This window comes from Haliea atlantica, assembly GCF_054779855.1.
The window spans coordinates 80,661-97,970 of sequence record NZ_BAAGXL010000007.1 but is presented as its reverse complement, the minus strand read 5'-3'; the positions used below and the strand labels follow the sequence as shown (position 1 = coordinate 97,970).

17 protein-coding genes are annotated in these 17,310 nt (G+C 66.1%); 13 read left to right on the top strand and 4 right to left on the bottom strand.

Translation table 11 applies throughout. The features are described from left to right. Window positions 1-65: 65 nt before the first annotated feature. Window positions 66-1,028, bottom strand: coding sequence for a polyprenyl synthetase family protein (locus ACYVGS_RS08395; RefSeq protein ID WP_460588225.1), 963 nt, complete (start codon window positions 1,026-1,028; stop codon window positions 66-68). A gap of 244 nt (window positions 1,029-1,272) precedes the next feature. Here ACYVGS_RS08395 and rplU point away from each other — a divergent pair, with 244 nt between their 5' ends. The 6 genes from rplU to ACYVGS_RS08365 all read left to right on the top strand — a co-directional run bounded on the left by rplU (window position 1,273) and on the right by ACYVGS_RS08365 (window position 5,722). Then, window positions 1,273-1,581 (top strand): bL21 family ribosomal protein, encoded by a 309-nt coding sequence (gene rplU, locus ACYVGS_RS08390; RefSeq protein ID WP_460588224.1) that lies wholly within the window; start codon window positions 1,273-1,275, stop codon window positions 1,579-1,581. 15 nt (window positions 1,582-1,596) lie between these two features. After that, window positions 1,597-1,854, top strand: a complete 258-nt coding sequence (rpmA, locus tag ACYVGS_RS08385) for a bL27 family ribosomal protein (RefSeq protein WP_460588223.1) — start codon at window positions 1,597-1,599, stop codon at window positions 1,852-1,854. Window positions 1,855-1,961: 107 nt separating this feature from the next. Then, window positions 1,962-3,152 (top strand): GTPase Obg, encoded by a 1,191-nt coding sequence (gene cgtA, locus ACYVGS_RS08380; RefSeq protein WP_460588222.1) that lies wholly within the window; start codon window positions 1,962-1,964, stop codon window positions 3,150-3,152. After that, window positions 3,152-4,279 (top strand): glutamate 5-kinase, encoded by a 1,128-nt coding sequence (gene proB, locus ACYVGS_RS08375; protein WP_460588221.1) that lies wholly within the window; start codon window positions 3,152-3,154, stop codon window positions 4,277-4,279. The genes cgtA and proB overlap by 1 nt, the downstream gene beginning before the upstream one ends. A gap of 38 nt (window positions 4,280-4,317) precedes the next feature. Further along, window positions 4,318-5,250, top strand: coding sequence for a ZIP family metal transporter (locus ACYVGS_RS08370; RefSeq protein ID WP_460588220.1), 933 nt, complete (start codon window positions 4,318-4,320; stop codon window positions 5,248-5,250). 19 nt (window positions 5,251-5,269) lie between these two features. Beyond that, on the top strand, window positions 5,270-5,722 hold the full coding sequence (locus tag ACYVGS_RS08365; protein WP_460588219.1) for a methyltransferase family protein: 453 nt from the start codon (window positions 5,270-5,272) through the stop codon (window positions 5,720-5,722). Window positions 5,723-5,767: 45 nt separating this feature from the next. On the opposite strand, the gene hemH is transcribed toward ACYVGS_RS08365, so the two are convergent. Then, on the bottom strand, window positions 5,768-6,853 hold the full coding sequence (hemH, locus tag ACYVGS_RS08360) for a ferrochelatase (protein WP_460588218.1): 1,086 nt from the start codon (window positions 6,851-6,853) through the stop codon (window positions 5,768-5,770). A 206-nt stretch (window positions 6,854-7,059) separates the two neighbouring features. Between hemH and ACYVGS_RS08355 the strand changes: the two genes are divergently transcribed. The 7 genes from ACYVGS_RS08355 to ACYVGS_RS08325 all read left to right on the top strand — a co-directional run bounded on the left by ACYVGS_RS08355 (window position 7,060) and on the right by ACYVGS_RS08325 (window position 14,889). Beyond that, a complete protein-coding gene (locus ACYVGS_RS08355) occupies window positions 7,060-7,404 on the top strand; it encodes a UrcA family protein (protein ID WP_460588217.1) in 345 nt (114 codons plus the stop codon). A gap of 149 nt (window positions 7,405-7,553) precedes the next feature. Then, window positions 7,554-8,981, top strand: a complete 1,428-nt coding sequence (locus ACYVGS_RS08350; RefSeq protein ID WP_460588216.1) for a zinc-binding metallopeptidase family protein — start codon at window positions 7,554-7,556, stop codon at window positions 8,979-8,981. A 63-nt stretch (window positions 8,982-9,044) separates the two neighbouring features. Beyond that, complete coding sequence (locus tag ACYVGS_RS08345) at window positions 9,045-9,503, top strand: MarR family winged helix-turn-helix transcriptional regulator (RefSeq protein WP_460588215.1); 459 nt, start codon at window positions 9,045-9,047, stop codon at window positions 9,501-9,503. 21 nt (window positions 9,504-9,524) lie between these two features. Then, a complete protein-coding gene (locus ACYVGS_RS08340; protein WP_460588214.1) occupies window positions 9,525-11,252 on the top strand; it encodes an aromatic amino acid hydroxylase in 1,728 nt (575 codons plus the stop codon). A 121-nt stretch (window positions 11,253-11,373) separates the two neighbouring features. After that, a complete protein-coding gene (locus tag ACYVGS_RS08335) occupies window positions 11,374-12,546 on the top strand; it encodes an acyl-CoA dehydrogenase family protein (protein WP_460588213.1) in 1,173 nt (390 codons plus the stop codon). Between the two features lie 2 nt (window positions 12,547-12,548). Next, window positions 12,549-13,748 (top strand): acyl-CoA dehydrogenase family protein, encoded by a 1,200-nt coding sequence (locus ACYVGS_RS08330; RefSeq protein WP_460588212.1) that lies wholly within the window; start codon window positions 12,549-12,551, stop codon window positions 13,746-13,748. 10 nt (window positions 13,749-13,758) lie between these two features. Next, entirely contained in the window at window positions 13,759-14,889 is a 1,131-nt protein-coding gene (locus ACYVGS_RS08325) for an acyl-CoA dehydrogenase family protein (protein WP_460588211.1), read from the top strand. On the opposite strand, the gene nagA is transcribed toward ACYVGS_RS08325, so the two are convergent. Both nagA and ACYVGS_RS08315 read right to left on the bottom strand, forming a co-directional pair. Next, window positions 14,875-16,053: an N-acetylglucosamine-6-phosphate deacetylase gene (gene nagA / locus ACYVGS_RS08320; RefSeq protein WP_460588210.1), complete on the bottom strand. Its 1,179-nt coding sequence runs from the start codon at window positions 16,051-16,053 to the stop codon at window positions 14,875-14,877. The genes ACYVGS_RS08325 and nagA overlap by 15 nt on opposite strands. After that, the gene (locus ACYVGS_RS08315; RefSeq protein WP_460588209.1) at window positions 16,050-17,219 is read right to left on the bottom strand and encodes a dipeptidase; all 1,170 of its coding nucleotides are present in this window, start codon (window positions 17,217-17,219) and stop codon (window positions 16,050-16,052) included. Before ACYVGS_RS08315 ends, nagA begins: the two co-directional genes overlap by 4 nt. Window positions 17,220-17,310 lie beyond the last annotated feature (91 nt).

Below are 17,310 nucleotides of genomic sequence, written 5' to 3'. Positions count from 1 at the left end.
TCCATTGAGCGACCAGTATAGAAAGCCTCTGGTCCCGAGGCAATTTCAGTGCGCGGGCAATGCGGCTAGTGATTGCGGTCCACAGAGAGGAGGGCGAGGTCCTGCAGGGCTTTTCGCGCCGGGCCTTCGGTCAGGCAGTCCAGTGTGGCGAGGGCCTTGTCGCGGTGGGTCGCGGCGAGTGTGCGGCAATAGTCCAGGGCACCGGTGCGCTGGACGGCAGCCACCACCTCCGCCAGCTGATCCGCCGACTTGTGGGTGATGGCGTCGCGAACCAGGGCCTGTTCCCGTGCTTCGCCGTGGTTCAATACATGAATCAGGGGCAGTGTCGGTTTGCCTTCCGCCAGGTCATCGCCGACATTCTTGCCCATGGTCTCGCTGCTGCCTTCGTAGTCGAGCACGTCGTCCACCAGCTGAAAGGCAATCCCCAGGTGGAGGCCGTAACTGGTGAGCTGCTCCCGAACCGCGGCGCTGGTATCACCCAGGCAGGCGGCGCCGTGGCAGGCCGCCGCAAACAGGACTGCCGTCTTGCGGGTGATGATATCGAGGTAATCGGCTTCGGCGGTGTCGGCATTGCCCGCGCGGGAAAGTTGCAGGACTTCCCCTTCGGCGATGGTGTTGGTGGTGTCCGCCATGTAGCGGAGGATGTCCGGGTTGTCCAGGGCCACCATCAGCTGGAAGGCGCGGGTATAGAGAAAGTCGCCCACCAGGACGCTGGGGGCATTGCCGAAGGCGGCATTGGCGGTGGGGCGGCCGCGGCGCAGGGTGGAGAGGTCGACCACATCGTCGTGGAGCAGGGTGGCCGTGTGGATGAACTCGATCACCGCCGCGAAGGTGATATGCCGCTGGCGGCAGTCGCCCAGTGCCGCCGCGCAGAGCAGCACCAGCAGCGGGCGCAGCCGTTTGCCTCCGGCATCGACGATGTAGTGACCGATATTTTCTACCAGGGGGACGTCGGAGTGGAGTTGCTCGATAATGAGCTGGTTGACCTGTTCGAATTCCCCGGCAACGCTGGCGCGGATTTGCTGCATGCTGTGGCCGCCTGTTGAGTGCCCCGGCATGCTAGGGGGCGCTCAGGGGGGTGTCAAGAAGCAGTGAGGCGCTAGTGAACTTTACTTGCCCGATGTGCGCGCTTCGGGTAGAATCCGCGCCCTCTGACCTGTCCCTGCGCCTGCGCGCGGGCCCGGTGAGTCCCCTGAAACCTGTCTGTGCCTGGCTCTGCCCCCTCTCGAGGGTTGTTACGATCGCGAGCAGGCTAACTGAACGGAGAGTACAATGTACGCAGTAATCGAGAGCGGCGGCAAGCAGCACCGCGTCGTTGAGGGCGAGACCCTCAAGCTGGAAAAAATTGAAGTGCCCACTGGCGAGACGGTCGAGTTCGATCGCGTGCTGATGGTTGGGGGCGAGCAGGTCAAGATTGGGACCCCGGTTGTCGAGGGTGCCAAGGTCACCGCCGAGGTGGTCAACCACGGCCGCCACAAGAAGGTGAAGATCGTCAAGTTCAACCGCCGCAAGCACTACCGGAGAGAGACGGGTCACCGTCAGTGGTTCACCGAAGTGAAAATCACCGGTATTTCGGCGTAACAGGAGGCTAGCGCAATGGCACACAAGAAAGCAGGCGGCAGTACCCGCAACGGTCGCGATTCGGAAAGTAAACGCCTTGGCGTGAAGCGCTTCGGCGGTCAGCTGGTCAAGGCCGGCAACATCCTGGTCCGCCAGCGCGGCACCCGCTTCCACGCTGGTGACAACGTGCGCGTCGGTCGCGACCACACGCTGTTCGCCACGGCGGAAGGCAAGGTCGAGTTCGTGACCCGCGGGCCCAACAACCGCAAGTTTGTTCAGGTGGTCAGCGCCTGAGCGGGGTCCCTGATGAGGTGACCCGCGAGGGTCTGCAGGAAAAGCCTCGTCGTCTGACGGGGCTTTTTTTTATACTGATTACCCCCGGCTAGGGTGGTGGCGAAACCATGAAGTTTGTAGATGAAGCCAGTATCAAGGTCCAGGCGGGCAAGGGCGGCAACGGCTGCCTGAGCTTCCGCCGGGAAAAGTTCGTGCCCCGCGGCGGGCCGGACGGCGGTGACGGCGGCGACGGTGGTAGCGTCATCATGGAGGCGGACGAAAACCTCAATACCATGGTCGACTACCGCTTCGAGCGCAGTTTCCGCGCCGAGAGTGGGGAGCAGGGTCGCGGTCGCAACTGCACCGGCAAGAGTGGCGAGGACCTGGTGCTGAAAGTGCCGGTGGGGACCACGATCCTCGACGAGGACAGCGGGGAAGTGCTCGGCGACCTGGCGGGCCACGGGCAGCGCCTGGTGGTGGCCCAGGGTGGCTGGCACGGCCTCGGCAACACCCGCTTCAAGAGCAGTGTCAATCGCGCGCCACGGCAGACCACCGAGGGTACTGAAGGCGAACGGCGGAACCTGAAGCTGGAGCTGAAGGTGCTCGCGGATGTCGGCCTGCTGGGGCTGCCGAATGCCGGCAAGTCGACCTTTATCCGCGCCGTGTCCGCCGCGCGTCCCCGTGTTGCCGACTATCCCTTCACCACTCTGGTGCCCAACCTGGGCGTGGTCAAGGTCGACAGCCATCGCAGCTTCGTGATTGCCGACATTCCGGGCCTGATCGAGGGCGCGTCGGAGGGTGCCGGGCTGGGGGTGCGCTTCCTGCGCCACCTGACCCGCAATCGCATCCTGCTGCACCTGGTGGACGTGGCACCGATGGATGAGCACTCCCCGGCCGAAGCCGCCACGACCATTGTGCGTGAGCTGGAGCGTTTCAGTCCGACACTGGCGGCGCGTCCGCGCTGGCTGGTCCTGAACAAGACCGACTTGCTGTTGCCGGAGGACCTGGCCGAGGTGCGTGCCCAGGTGCTGGCGGCACTGGACTGGCAGGGGCCGGTCTACGAGATTTCCGCCTTGAGTGGTGTTGGCACCGAACGTTTGAGCCAGGACCTGATGATTGCCCTGGAGGCGCAGAAGGTCCGGGAAGCGGAAGACCCGGAAGTGGCTGCTGCCGAAACGGAAGAGCAGGCCTGCATGCAGCGGGAGGCGCGGGAGCGTATCGCCGAGCTGCGTGATGCCAAGCGCCGCGAGGCCAGGGCAGCCCGGGGTGCCGAGGACGACAGCAGCGACGACGACGTGGAAGTGGAATACGTGCACTGATGGCAGAGAACAGTCGCAAGGAAATTGCCTCTGCCCGTCGCTGGGTGGTCAAGGTGGGTAGTGCGCTGCTGACCAATGACGGTCGCGGCCTGGACAATGATGTGATTGCCAACCTGGTGGCCCAGATCGTCGCCCTGCGCGAGCGCGGTGCTGAGGTGGTGCTGGTCTCCAGCGGTGCCGTGGCGGCGGGTATCGTGCGCCTCGGCTGGCCGCGCCGCCCGCAGCAGCTGCACGATCTGCAGGCCGCCGCGGCGGTCGGGCAGTCGATTCTGGTGCGTGCCTACGAGAATGCCTGCGACCCCCACGGCCTCGCCACGGCCCAGATTCTGCTCGGGCACGACGACATCACGGCCCGCGACCGCTACCTGAACGCCCGGGCCACCCTGACCACGCTGCTCGGGCTCGGCGTGCTGCCGATTGTCAACGAGAACGATACGGTGGTGACCGACGAGATCCGCTTTGGCGACAACGACACCCTGGCCGCCCTGGTGGCCAACCTGATCGACGCCGATGCTCTCCTGTTGCTGACTGACCAGCTGGGCCTGTTTGAGGCCGACCCGCGGCAGCACCCCGATGCCCGCCTGGTGGATAGGCGGGATGTGCACGACACGGCGCTCGACAGTATGGCCGGTGAGGGCGGCGCCCTGGGGCGCGGTGGCATGGTTACCAAGCTGCGCGCGGCCCGCCTGGCGGCGCGCTCCGGCACCGAGACGCTGATTACCAGCGGCCGCCTGGAAGACGTCATTCACCGGGTAAGCGCGGGCGAAAACCTGGGGACCTGGCTGCGTACCGGCAAGCAGCCGCAAAATGCACGCAAGCAATGGCTGGCCGGTATGGTGCAGATACCCGGGAGCGTCGAGCTGGACGAGGGCGCTGTGCGCGTGTTGCGGGAGGCGGGCCGCAGCCTGCTGCCGGTCGGTGTGCGCGGTGTGCGTGGACGCTTTCAGCGCGGTGACATGGTGTCCTGCCTGGGGCCTGACGGTCGCGAAGTGGCGCGCGGGCTGGTCAACTACAGCGATATCGAAACCCGTCGCATCCTCGGCCAGCCCTCTGGGGCCATTGCCGGGCTGCTGGGCTACCAGGGTGACGAGGAACTCATACACCGCGACAACCTGGTCCTGCTCTAGGTCTCGAATTGTCCACTGCTCCGGGGAATGCCGCTGTCATGACACTGACTGCCGAACTGCTCCTGATAGGTTATTGCCTGGCCATCGCCGGGTTTTCCATGCTTGGCGGCTGGCTGCCGGCGCGGATCAGGATGACGCATACGCGGACTCAGGTGGCCATGAGTTTTGTTTCCGGTCTGATGCTGGGGGTCGCCTTCTATCATCTGCTTCCCCACAGTATCGTGGTGCTGGATCACCCCGGGGCCGCGGACACCGCTGCCTGGTGGCTGATGATTGGTCTGGTGGTGATGCTGTTGCTGCTGCGCATGTTCCATTTCCATCAGCACGATTTCAGCGCCGCCGGGGACCTGGAATCCGTGGCGATTGTGCCCGGTGGAAACGAGGGCCACGGCCACGCCCACGGGCATGAACACCACCATCACCACCACGGTGTCGGCGATGGGCATCCGACGGCCGTCGTCCCGGGCGCCCAGGTGCACCGGCTCAGCTGGCTGGGACTGGCCCTGGGCCTGGGCCTGCATACGGTTATCGATGGCATCGCCCTGGGTGCGGCCATGCAGGGTGATTCGGCCCACGCTGCCGGCCTGCTGGGGCTGGGAGTCTTCCTCGCCATCCTGTTGCACAAGCCCCTGGATGCGATGTCGATTACCACGTTGATGGCGGCGGGGGGCTGGGGTCCGCGCGCCCTGCGCCTGGCCAACCTCGGGTTCGCTCTGCTCTGCCCTCTGGGGGCGCTGCTGTTCTTCTTCGGCGTCGACATGCTGGGCGATGCGCGGCACCACGTGGTGGCCGCGGCCCTGGCCTTCTCGGCGGGCGCCTTTGTCTGCATTGCCCTGAGTGACCTGCTGCCGGAAGTCCACTTCCACAGTCACGACCGTATCAAGTTGACGCTGGCTTTCGTGCTGGGCATTGTGCTCGCCTGGAGCCTGGGAAGTCTTGAACCCGCGGGAGCGCATCTCGCGCACGGTTGACGGGAGGACAGCGGTCACCATGACAGTCAAACGTATTATCTACCCCCCGATGTGGCTGGTATTCGGCATCGTGGCGATTTTCGTGTGCAACGAGTACTTTCCGGGGCTGCGTTTCACCAGTTCCCTGGGCCATTGGCTGGGAGGGGTATTGCTGCTGGCGGGGCTGACGCTGCTGGTGATTGCCGGGGGGCGTTTCAAGCGGGCGGGCACCGACATGGTGCCCTTCCGCGAGGTGTCCGCGCTGGTGACCGGCGGTGTCTACCGCTGGACGCGCAACCCGATGTACCTGGGTATGACCTTGATACTCTTCGCCACCGCGGTGACGGTGGGAGCTGCGACGGCACTGCTGATACCGCCGCTGTTCATGCTGATCATCCAGTGGCGCTACATTCTGCCCGAGGAGAGTCTGCTCGAGGAGCGCTTCGGCGCCGATTATCGCGCCTACCGCCAGCGTGTGCGGCGCTGGCTTTAGCGGCGACAGTATTGCGGGCCCGCTGGGGCTCGCCCTTGGTACCGGCTACTGTTTGGCGCCGGCCCGCAGGGCGCGCTCCCGGGTTGCTTCGGGTGCTTCCCCCTCGAGGGGCAACCAGCCCTGCAACTGTTCACCGAGAATGGTCGCGAGGGCCTCGATGTGCCCTTCCGTGGCGTTCAGGCAGGGGATGAACTCGTAGCGCTCGCCGCCCGCTTCCAGGAAGTAATCCCGGTTTTCCACTCCGATTTCCTCCAGGGTTTCCAGACAGTCCGCGGAAAAGCCGGGACACACCACCTGTACACTGCGCACACCCTGCCCGGGCAGGGATTTCAGTGTTTCATCGGTGTAGGGCTGCAGCCAGGTTTCCCGGCCAAAACGCGACTGGAAACAGGTCAGGTAGTCGTCGTCGCCCAGGTCCAGCGCCTCCGCGAGCAGCCGGCTGGTCTTGTGGCAGTGGCAGTGGTAGGGGTCCCCGGCGTGCAGGTAACGCTCCGGCTCGCCGTGGTAGGAGAGGACCAGGCGATCGGCGCGCCCGTGGCTCTCCCAGTGTTGCCGGATCGAGCTCGCCAGGGCGTCGATGTAGGCCGGGTGGTCGTGGTAGCTGGCAACGAAACGCAGTTCCGGCAGCCAGCGCCGCCGGGTGAAGTCGGCGGCCAGGGCATCAAAGGTGGAACCGGTGGTGGCGCCGGAGTACTGGGGGTAGAGCGGAAGCACCAGCAGCTTGCGAATGCCGCCGTCGAGCATGGCCTGCAGGGTGTCGGGAATCGAGGGGCTGCCGTAGCGCATGGCGAAGCGCAGGTCGATGCCATGGCCGCAGCGGGCCGTGAGGCTCGCCTGCAGCGCTTCCGCCTGATCGCGGGTGTGCAGCAGCAGGGGCGAGCCCTCCTCGGTCCATACCGAGCGATAAGCTTCGGCCGAGCGCGCCGGCCGGGTGTTCAAGATGATGCCGTGCAGGATCAGGGCCCACAGTGGTCGCGAGACCTCGACCACGCGCGGGTCCCACAGGAACTGTTTCAGGTAGCGCCGAAGCGGACCCCGTTCGGGGGCGTCCGGGGTGCCCAGGTTGGTAATCAACACACCGATCCGCTCGGAGGTTTCGTGGCGGAAGTCGGGCAGTCCTTGGTAGTGCATGCTCTCTGGTTCCTGTTGTCTGCGCGTCTGACGGACTGTTTACGGACGCCGTTCGTCGCTGGATTCCAGCAACTGGTCGCGGGCAGCCGGCGGCTGGTCGAAAGCGGGCTGCGATGAATGCTCCTCTGCCCTAGTGTGACACCCCATGGAGAGCGCGGCGACCAGCGCCGACTCCCGGGAACCCCAACACGGTCAGGAGAATCATCATGAAAAAGCACATCGCGACCACCTCTTTCGGCGCCCTGGTATTCGTTGTCAGCACCGGCCTCGCCAGCGCGGCCACTTCCGCCCCCGCGGTGGAACAGACCCTGGTCGAGGGCCGGGGCAGCCACAGTGTCACGGTTTCCGTGGCGGACCTGAACCTGGGCACCATGGAAGGTCAGGAGGCCCTGCACTACCGCTTGAGCAGCGCGGCACGCCGGGTCTGCGGTCCCGCGGACTACCGCGCCGCGGGCAGCCCGCGCCTGGCAGCTGAAAACCAGGATTGCTACGAGCGCGCGCTCTCCGCTGCAATGGCCGACACCCAGGCTGCGGCCCTGGCCAGCAACTGATCCCCTTTCTGCTCCCGGGACCCCTGTCGGGAGCCTCCAGGGAGCTGTCGCCAACGGCAGCTCCCTAACTCTTTCCCCGCCCATTTTATCAGGCATTCCCCGACTGGCGGTGCTAAGGTACTGGCCAGGTTACCCTTGGAGATGCCGCCATGCCCAAGTCTTTCCGCTATCTTCCGCTTGCCCTCGCGCTGTTCTGCCTGCCCACCTTCGCGCAGCAGTCCCTGATAAGCGACTACCTGGACAGCGAGCGGGAGCGATTCGCGACCCTCGCCAATACCCTCTGGGAAACCGCGGAACTGGGCTACCTGGAGCAGCGCAGCAGTCGACTGTTGCAGGAGGAGCTTGCGGCGGCAGGTTTCGCGGTGGAGAGTGGGGTGGCGGGCATCCCCACGGCTTTCGTGGCCAGCTACGGCAGTGGCGAGCCGGTGATTGGCATGTTGGCGGAGTTTGACGCACTGCCCGGCATTTCCCAGACCGCCGCGCCTTATCGCGAGCCTCATCCGGAGCTGGACAGCGGGCATGCCTGCGGTCACCACCTGTTCGGGGCTGGCTCGGTCGCCGCCGCCCTCGCGGTGCGCCAATGGATGGCGGCCGAGGGTGTGGAAGGCACCCTGCGCCTGTACGGAACACCGGCGGAAGAGGGCGGCTCGGGCAAGGTTTACATGGTCCGTGCAGGCCTTTTCGACGATGCCGACGCGGTCCTGGTCTGGCACCCGGCGGACCGCAATGCCGCCAATGCCGCCTCGACCCTGGCCAACAAGTCGGCCAAGTTTCGCTTCCACGGCGTCAGCTCCCACGCCGCCGTTGCCCCGGAGCGCGGCCGCTCGGCCCTGGATGGGGTGGAGGCCATGAACTTCATGGCCAATTTGATGCGCGAACACATGCCGGACAGCGCGCGACTTCACTATGTGATCACCAGCGGGGGCTCGGCCCCCAATGTGGTGCCGGATTTCGCCGAAGTCTTTTACTATCTGCGCCACCCGGATGCGGGTGAACTGGAAGGCCTCTGGGCGCGCCTGGAGGACGCCGCGGAGGGTGCCGCCCGCGGAACTGGCACGCGGCTCGAGTACGAGGTGATTCACGGTAATCACAGCGTTCTCCCCAATGCGACCTTGTCGCGCCTGATGCACGACAAGCTGCAGCAGGTGGGGGGTGTGCAGTACGACGACGGGGACCTCGCCTGGGCGCGGCAGCTGGCGACATCGCTGCAGACCTCCGGGGCCGACCTGGCCGCGGCCGCCGCCCGGATTGAGCCCTTCACCGAAGAACAGGGCATGGGTTCGACCGACGTGGGTGACGTCAGCTGGACGGTCCCCACCAGCGAAATGCGCGCGGCCACCTGGGTGCCCGGTACCGCGCCGCACACCTGGCAGGCGATTGCCGCGGGGGGCACAGCCATTGGCGAGAAGGGTATGCAGGTGGCGGCACGAACCCTGGCACTGACCGCGGCGGAGCTGTTCCGTGATCGCGATTTGCTGCGGGCAGCCCGCGAGGAATTCGAACAACGCCGCGGGGAGGATTTCGAGTATCGCCCCCTGCTGGGCGACCGGGAGCCGCCCCTGGACTATCGCCGCTGACTGGACACTGGTTGCGAGTGAAACTATATTGGCGGCCTGTTTCACTCAGACAGCAGGAGCAGCATGCCCACCCGATTGACTCTCGCCAGGTTCCTGCCCTACCGGGCCAACCGGCTGGCCCAGGGAATCAGCGACTCCCTCTCGCGCATCTACATGGAACGCTTCGGTATCTCCGTGCCGGAGTGGCGTGTCCTGGTAACCCTGGCGGAGTACCCCGAGCTTCGTGCCAGCCAGATTACCGGATTGACGGCCATGGACAAGGTGCGTGTGTCCCGGGCAGTGGCGGGCCTGACCAGGCGTGACCTGCTCCAGCGGCGGCCCTGTGAAGAGGATAGCCGCGCCGCCTGGCTCAGCCTGACCCCCTCGGGGCGCGCACTCTATCGGCGTATCGAACCTGAGGTGCTGGCGTGGGAGGCGGATTTCCTCGAACCCCTGTCGCAGGGGCAGCGGGCGCAGCTGTTCGAGCTTCTGGATACCCTGGACCAGCGCCTGCAGGCGCTCGAGGCACAGACGGCGGACTGACACCGCCCCCCGGAGGACGCCATGCAGCAGCAAGAGATCATTGCCAGTCTCCCGGCGCATCTGCGGCCCTTCGTCGCGGTGCAGGATCCGGCCCGCTACACGCCCCGGGATCACGCCGTGTGGCGCTTCATCCTGCGCCATCTCGTGGCTTCTCTGCGGACCACGGCCCACCCCGTCTACCTCGAGGGTCTGCAGCGCACCGGTATCAGCCTGGATCATGTGCCTTCAATCGAAGAGATGAATGATTGCCTGGCCAGGCTGGGCTGGCGCGCGGTGGTTGTGGACGGGTTCATTCCGCCGGCGATCTTCATGGAATTCCAGGCCCTGCGCATCCTGGTGATCGCCGTCGACATGCGCAGTGTCGAACACCTGTTTTACACGCCGGCGCCGGACATCGTGCACGAATCGGCGGGGCACGCGCCATTTATCGTCGATATCGATTACGCGGAGTTCCTGCAGCGCTTTGGCGAGGTGGGCATGAAAGCGGTGGCCTCGCGCCACGACGAGGCCCAGTACGAGGCAGTGCGTCGCCTGTCCCGGCTGAAGGAGGACCCGCGCACCCGGCCCGAGGACATCAGCGAGGCGGAAGCCACCTTGCAGGAGCTGGCCCGGAGCGAAGAGGCGCCCTCGGAGGCGGCCCTGCTGACGCGCCTGCACTGGTGGACAGTGGAGTACGGGCTGGTCGGGGAGCTGGATGACTACCGCATCTTCGGTGCCGGCCTGCTGTCGTCACTGGGTGAGAGCCGGCACTGCCTCGACGACAGCCGCGTCCGCAAATTGCCGCTGACGGTGGATGCGGTGCGCTACCCCTATGACATCACCACCGAACAGCCGCAACTCTTCGTGACCCGAAGCTGCCGCCACCTGAGCCAGGTGCTGGAGGAGTTTGCCGCCAGCATGTGCTTTCAGCGCGGAGGTGCCGAGTCACTGCGCAAGGCAATTGCCGCGGGGACGGTCTGTACCGCGCGCTACGACTCCGGGGTCCAGGTCAGCGGGCGCTTTGTCGAGGTCTGCTGCGATGCGGTCGGCAATGCCACCTATCTGCGCACGGATGGCCCCACGCAGCTGGCGTTCCGGGACAGCGAGCTCTACGGCCACGGCATCGAGGCTCACGCCGGTGGTTTCGGCGCCCCGGTGGGTCGCCTCAAGGACTTCAGCCGCTGCCTCTCGGAGTACTCGGTGGACGAGCTGAAAGCCCACGATATCCGCCTCGACGAACAGGTCAGCCTCGAGTTTCTCTCCGGGATTACCGTGCGCGGCTGCCTGCGTCATATTCTCCGGCAGGAGCACCGCAACCTGGTGCTCAGCTTCGAGGACTGCACGGTTACCGATCTCGAGGGACGCACACTGTTCCAGCCGGAGTGGGGGCGCTATGACATGGCGGTGGGCGCTGCCATTGATTCGGTATGGGGCGGCACGGCCGACCGCGAGCGTTACCAGCTTTACCGCGACGCCACGCCCGAGCCCTCGTACACGCCATCCGGGGACACGGCCCTGCAGGCACTGTACCGGCAGGTGGACGCGCTGGCGCGCGGCGAGTCGGATGTCGATCGCGAGGATCTGGCGCGCGAGCTGGCCAGTTGGCCCGAGGAATGGCTGCTGCGGGCGGAGCTGCTGCGCTGCGAGGACCCGGCATCGGCCGCCCTGCGCCGGCAGGCGCGTGCGGAACTGGAGGCCCTGGGCCAGCGTCACCCGGCGCTGCTGGAGCCGGTGACGCTGGCGCTGGAAGCTGCGGACACTGCCGGCTGAGCTTGCGCATCGGATCAGTTGCGGCTTCGCACGGCCTGCTGGGCACGCCGGACGGATTCGGGTTAGGATGTGTAACGCATGTCAACATGCAGCCTTCCGGACCCGATAAAAAGAGACGTACATGGCCCTGGATTTCGACTCCGCACGACTGCTCAACCCGCACCTGACCGAATCCCATCATGCTTGGCGGCAGCAGCTGCGCCGCTTCATTGACGCCGAGATCATGCCCCACGCCGATGACTGGGATGAAGCCGGTCACATTCCCGATACCCTCTGGCCAAAGGCCGCCGCGGTCGGGCTGCTGGGGCTCGGCTATCCGGAAGCGTATGGCGGAACCCTGGAGGGTATCGACAGCTGGCACGCCTGGATTGCCCAGGAGGAGTTGGCGCGCATTGGCGCGGGGGGGATTCCCGCCAGTCTGATGGTACACGGCATCGGTCTGCCGCCGGTGATGTTCTGGGGCAGCGAGACGATGAAACAGACGGTGGCGCCGGCGGTGCTGGCTGGCAGCAAGCATATTTCCCTGGGGATCACTGAGCCCGATGGCGGCTCCGATGTCGCAAGCATGCGCACCACGGCGGTCCGCGACGGCGACAGTTTCATTGTCAATGGCAGCAAGACCTTCATCACTGGCGGCATGCGCGCCGACTGGGTCTCCACAGCCGTGCGGACCGGGGAGGCGGGAGCCAAGGGCATTTCTATGCTGCTGATTCCCACCGATGCCGAGGGATTTTCCCGCACCGCCCTGCCGCGCAAGCAGGGCTGGTGGGCGTCGGACACCGCGACCCTTTATTTCGACAATGTCCGGGTGCCGGCGGATCAGTTGATCGGCCCGGAGAACCAGGGCTTCTGGGTCATCATGACCAACTTCAATCGCGAGCGCATGGCCATGGCGGCGGGCATGGAAGCCATGGCCCGGGTGTGCCTGGAAGAGGCGGTGACCTGGGCACAACAGCGGCAGACCTTCGGCAAGCGCCTGGCGGATCACCAGGTGATCCGGCACAAGATTGCCCGCATGAAGCAGCTGATCAATGCCACCCAGTCCAACATCCGCCTGTGCTTCGAGTCGATCGAGGCGGACCAGGCCAATCCCGGGGACATTGCCCTGCTCAAGGTCCAGGCCAGCGAGACCCTCGAGTACTGTGCCCGCGAGGCCATGCAGATTCTCGGTGGCGTGGGCTATCTGCGCGGCAATCGGGTGGAACGTATTTATCGCGAGGTGCGGGTGAATGCCATCGGCGGTGGGTCGGAGGAAATCATGCGCGACCTCGCAGCCCGCCAGTACGGTCTGTAGTCATGATCGGGAATACTGAAAAGCAGGAATTCCGCGCCCAGGTGTCCGCCTGGATGTCAGAGAACAAGCCCGCCGATCCGGGCTTTCTGTTGCCGCAGTCCTTCATGGAGGTGGGCAGCGAGCAGCAGCTGGAGTTCCTGCGCGAGTGGCAGCACAAGGTCTGGTCCGCGGGCTACCTGGGCATCGCCTGGCCCCGGGCCTACGGCGGCCAGGGGCTCGACCCGGTCTTTCAGTCCATCGCCGACCAGGAAATGCGCCGCCACGGGGTGCCCATTTGCTTTAACGTGATTGGCCTCGGCTGGGCTGGCCCCCTGATCAACGATATCGGCAGCGAGGCGGACAAGTCCCGTTATCTGAAGGGTATCCTGAGCGGCGAGGATATCTGGTGCCAGGGCTTTTCCGAGCCGGACCATGGCTCCGACCTGGCCAGCGTGCAGACCCGCGCCGAGCGCGATGGTGACAGCTACCGTGTCAACGGCACCAAGATCTGGACCACCCTGGGCAATTTCGCGCGGTACATGATTCTGCTGGCGCGCACCGATCCCACGGCACCGCGCAAGTACGATGGTCTGTCCTTTTTTCTCGCGCCCATGCAGAGCGAAGGTATCGAGACACGCCCGATTCGCAAGCTGACCGGCGAGTACGGTTTCACCGAGACCTTTTTTACCGACGCCCAGATTCCCGCCAGCTGCCGCATGGGCGAGGAGGGTGAGGGCTGGCGCATTGCCATGCGCACGCTGATGTACGAGCGGGGCGCGGAGGCCGGCGCCGCGGGCGGACTGGCCTTTGTCAGGGTGGTGGTGGATGACCTGGTGGACAGTCTGCGTGAGCGGCAGCGCGATGGCGCGCCGGTGCTGGAAGATCCGCTGGTGCGCGATGCCCTGGTGCAGCGCATCATCGAGGAGAAGGCCATCCTGCTCGGCGAGCGGCGGGCGCGTATCGAGGCCCTGGCCAGCGACTACCCCGGCTCCCTGGCCCTGACCCACAAGCTGCGCTTCACTGAAAGCACCCGGCGTTTGCGTCAGCTGGCGGTGGCCTTGCTGGGGGCGGATGGCGGCCTCTATGTGGACGACCCCGGGGTGCCAGTGGGTGGCTTTTGGCAGCGGGCCTATCTGAACAGTTTCGCCGCCACGATTGGTGGTGGGACCAGCCAGGTCCAGGCCAACATCATTGCCGAGCAGGTGCTCGGCCTGCCGCGCTGAAGGAGGCGGGATGTCACTGACCGGAGACACCACACTGCATTTCAGTGAGGAGCAGGCCATGCTGCTGGACGCGGCGCGGATGCTCAGCCGCGAGTACGGGGGGGCGCAGGCGCGCCCCTGGCTGGAGTCTGATCCGGGCTACGACCCGGCACTCTGGGCGCAGATGGTGGCGCTGGGCTGGCCGGGCCTGTCACTGGCGGAGAGCGTGGGCGGTGCGGGTTTGGGTATCGGTGCCGCAGTGCCGGTGTTCGAGGCCCTGGGCAGGGGCCTGCTGGGAACCCCGCTGTTGGCCTCCCTGCTTGCGGGCGAGTTGCTGCAGCGAGCCGCCGTCAATGTCCCGGTGGTCCAGTCGGTGCTGCGGGAGCTGGCTTCAGGTGCCCCCGCCAGCATTGCCTGGCTCGAGGGGGAGGATTGGGGTGCACGCGATATCGCCTGCGAGCTCAGCGCCGAGGGAGTGCTGTCTGGCAGCAAGCAGCAGGTGCTGGACGCGGCGGCAGCGGAATGGCTGGTCGTGGTGGCGCAGCAGGCAGGGGAGCCGGTACTGGCGCTGCTGCCGGCGGCTGCGGTGCCCGCGAGTGCCCGGCGCGAGCACCAGCTGGTGGATCTCAGCCGCCGGGCCCAGCGTTTTTGCCTCGATGGCCTCGCGGTGCCACCGGAGCACCAGTTGCGCGGCCCTGCGGTGCGTTCGGCCCTCCGCGACGTGCGCTTGCTGGCGGCCCTGATGCTGGCGGCCGAGGCGACCGGGAGTGCGGCGGCCTGCCTGGATACCACGGTGGCCTATCTGCGCACGCGCAAGCAATTCGGCAAGCTGATCGGCAGCTACCAGGCCCTGAAGCACCCTTGTGTATCGCTGCTGATTGCCATCGACAGCAGTCGTTCATTGATCTACCACGCCGCCTCGCTGGTGGGGCCGGGAGAGCTGGACCGCGAGGCGGAGATCGCCTGCCGGATGGCCAAGGCCCAGGCGGGGGACAGCCTGCTCGAGGCCGGCGATCGCGCGGTGCAGTTCCACGGTGCCATGGGCTTTACCTGGGAGTGTGACGCCCAGCGCTACCTGCGCCGGGCGCTCTGGTGCCAGGGCATGTACGGGGATACTCGCCATCACAGGCGGCGGCTGGCCGCCCTGTTACTCGACCCCTGAGATCGACGCCGAAGCTGTCGTCGGGCGCCCCGCCTGCCAGATGCCCAGCACCTCCAGTTCGTCACTGAGCCAGAGGAAGTCGGCGCGGCGGCCGGTGGCAATCAATCCCACGGGGAGGTCGCGCAATAGAGCGGCGGGTGTGCCCGTGCACATGCGCAGGCAATCCTCCAGAGGCAGGCCAACCGTCAGATGGCAGTGGCGCAGGGCCTCCAGCAGGCGGATGGCACTGCCGGCCAGGCGTCCATCGGCGTTGACCAGCCGCCCGTCGCGCTCGGTGATGTTCTCGCCGTAGAGCGCAAAGTGCTTGCATTCACTTCCCGCCGTGGCCATGGCATCACTGACCAGATAGAGCTTGTCGGGGCCCAGGCAGCGGGCGGCCAGGCGAATGGCATCCGCGTGCACGTGGTGGCCGTCGGCAATCAGGCTGGCAAAAAAGCCCGGGACACTCAGCGCGGTGCCGACCATGCCGGGCTCCCGGGCGCTGAGGGGACTCATCGCGTTGTAGAGGTGGGTAAAGCCCGACAGGCCCTCTTCGCGGGCCGCGGCCAGTTGTCTCGCTGTAGCCTCGCTGTGGCCGGCGAGTACGCGGATGCCGGCCCGGTGCAGTTGTCGAATCTGGTCCGTCTGCATCACCTCCGGAGCCAGGGTCACCACGCGGACCACGTCCGCAGCCCGGCAGAGGATGTCGATCTCATCGCCTGTCGGGGGGCGGACCCGCTCCGCGGCGTGTGCACCGCGCCGGGAGGTGGCGAACCAGGGGCCCTCCACGTGTAGCCCGAGAGCACCGGTCTCAGGATTGGCCCGGCGCAATTCGCGCAGTGCGGCGATGGCGGTCCGCAGGCAGTCGGGGTGGTCGCTGAGCAGAGTCGGCAGGAGCGAGGTCGTTCCGACCTGCAAATGCGCCTGCAGTATCTGCTCCAGGCCCGCCGGGTCGGGCCGGTTGTTGAGCAGCACACCGCCGCCGCCGTTGACCTGAAGATCCACCAGTCCGGGTACCAGGAAACCGCGCTCCAGAGAGCGGTTTGCGGAGGCCGTCCCGCGGCTGCGCTGCTGGCCGCTGTGTAGCGATGTGATCCGGCCCCCGGTCAGGCCGATGCGGATATCGCGCTGCCAGCGGTGGCCGTCGAACAGCCGGCTTACCTGCAGTACCTGTTCTGTGATCATACCGTTGGCAGTGTGTTCAGCAGGAACTCGATCAGATTGCCGCCCATGACCCGGCGAATGTTGCTGTGGCTGACCCCTGCTTCGATCAGGGCATGGGTAACTGCCGCCATTTCCGTGGCATCGAAGGGCGTGGTCACGGCGCCATCGAAATCGGAGCCAAGGGCGATGTGTTCGGCGCCGACCAGTTGAATGCCGTAGCGGATGGCCGCAGCGATGCCGTCGGGGGAGGGGTCGCAGATGGCGGCTTCCCAGAAGCCGACGCCAATCAGCCCGCCCTGCGCGGCCACGGCCCGCATCAGGTCGTCGCTGATATTGCGCGGACCGGGGCAGTGCCCGTAAAAACCACTGTGACTGATCAGCACCGGGCGATCGGTGTGTGCAAGAACATCGCGTACCACCTGCTCCGAGGAATGGGCGAGATCAATGATCATGCCGCGCGCCAGTAGTGCGTCCACCGCCTGCCGACCAAAGTCTGTCAATCCACCGCGGGATTCGCCGTGGAGCGAGCCGCCCAGGCGGTTGTCGAAAAAGTGTTGCAGGCCGACGATGCGAAAGCCCGCCTGATAGAGGCCATCGATCCGGTCCAGCCTGCCTTCCAGGGCATGTGCACCCTCGATGCCGAGCACGGCACCCACCGTGCGCATGCCCGCCTGTCGACGGCTCAGCAGCTGGCGGAGTTCACTGCGGCCGGTGATTACCTGGAGTTGTTCGGGCGCGCGGGCCGCCGTGTCGTGGAGCCTGTCGGCCTGAAACAGGGCGCGCTGGTAGAGACTGGTCCAGGTCCGGGGTGGCCAGGCCTGTGCCAGTGCCAGCAGGGTGATGGTATCCAGCCCCTCGCTGCTGTTGCTGTGGTAGTCCTGGCCGGCGGGGGAGCGCGTCACCGCACTGAAAACCTGAACCGCGATGTTGCCCTCGCGCAGGCGCGGCACATCGACGTGACCGCGATCACCGCGGACCAGCAGGTCGCGGTCCCACAGGGTGGTATCCGCGTGCAGGTCGCCGACTACCAGGCTCTGGTGCAGAATCTGGGCCTGTGGGCTCATCGGCCAGGGTTGGTGCGCAATGGTGAGATTCAGGCGGTTCTCGATCCAGCCCGGCAACCACAGAGCGGCGGCTGCCGTGAGCAGGACAAGGCTCGACAAAATCAGGACAAGACGACGCTGCATCGGGTTTCAGGGGCCTTGAGGAGCGGTCAGCAAAGACTACATCAGTGTTATGCTGGGGACCACAGTAAGAACAATAAACGAGGTAACAAGC

Excerpts from the sequence above, each read along its gene's own strand:
- ACYVGS_RS08395 (WP_460588225.1), bottom strand. The coding sequence starts at position 1,028 with ATGCAGCAAATCCGCGCCAGCGTTGCCGGGGAATTCGAACAGGTCAAC.
- ACYVGS_RS08355 (WP_460588217.1), top strand. The coding sequence starts at position 7,060 with ATGAAAAAGCACATCGCGACCACCTCTTTCGGCGCCCTGGTATTCGTT.
- cgtA (WP_460588222.1), top strand. The coding sequence starts at position 1,962 with ATGAAGTTTGTAGATGAAGCCAGTATCAAGGTCCAGGCGGGCAAGGGC.
- rpmA (WP_460588223.1), top strand. The coding sequence starts at position 1,597 with ATGGCACACAAGAAAGCAGGCGGCAGTACCCGCAACGGTCGCGATTCG.
- nagA (WP_460588210.1), bottom strand. The coding sequence starts at position 16,053 with ATGATCACAGAACAGGTACTGCAGGTAAGCCGGCTGTTCGACGGCCAC.
- ACYVGS_RS08330 (WP_460588212.1), top strand. The coding sequence starts at position 12,549 with ATGATCGGGAATACTGAAAAGCAGGAATTCCGCGCCCAGGTGTCCGCC.
- ACYVGS_RS08315 (WP_460588209.1), bottom strand. The coding sequence starts at position 17,219 with ATGCAGCGTCGTCTTGTCCTGATTTTGTCGAGCCTTGTCCTGCTCACG.
- proB (WP_460588221.1), top strand. The coding sequence starts at position 3,152 with ATGGCAGAGAACAGTCGCAAGGAAATTGCCTCTGCCCGTCGCTGGGTG.
- rplU (WP_460588224.1), top strand. The coding sequence starts at position 1,273 with ATGTACGCAGTAATCGAGAGCGGCGGCAAGCAGCACCGCGTCGTTGAG.
- hemH (WP_460588218.1), bottom strand. The coding sequence starts at position 6,853 with ATGCACTACCAAGGACTGCCCGACTTCCGCCACGAAACCTCCGAGCGG.
- ACYVGS_RS08335 (WP_460588213.1), top strand. The coding sequence starts at position 11,374 with ATGGCCCTGGATTTCGACTCCGCACGACTGCTCAACCCGCACCTGACC.
- ACYVGS_RS08350 (WP_460588216.1), top strand. The coding sequence starts at position 7,554 with ATGCCCAAGTCTTTCCGCTATCTTCCGCTTGCCCTCGCGCTGTTCTGC.
- ACYVGS_RS08340 (WP_460588214.1), top strand. The coding sequence starts at position 9,525 with ATGCAGCAGCAAGAGATCATTGCCAGTCTCCCGGCGCATCTGCGGCCC.
- ACYVGS_RS08365 (WP_460588219.1), top strand. The coding sequence starts at position 5,270 with ATGACAGTCAAACGTATTATCTACCCCCCGATGTGGCTGGTATTCGGC.
- ACYVGS_RS08325 (WP_460588211.1), top strand. The coding sequence starts at position 13,759 with ATGTCACTGACCGGAGACACCACACTGCATTTCAGTGAGGAGCAGGCC.
- ACYVGS_RS08370 (WP_460588220.1), top strand. The coding sequence starts at position 4,318 with ATGACACTGACTGCCGAACTGCTCCTGATAGGTTATTGCCTGGCCATC.
- ACYVGS_RS08345 (WP_460588215.1), top strand. The coding sequence starts at position 9,045 with ATGCCCACCCGATTGACTCTCGCCAGGTTCCTGCCCTACCGGGCCAAC.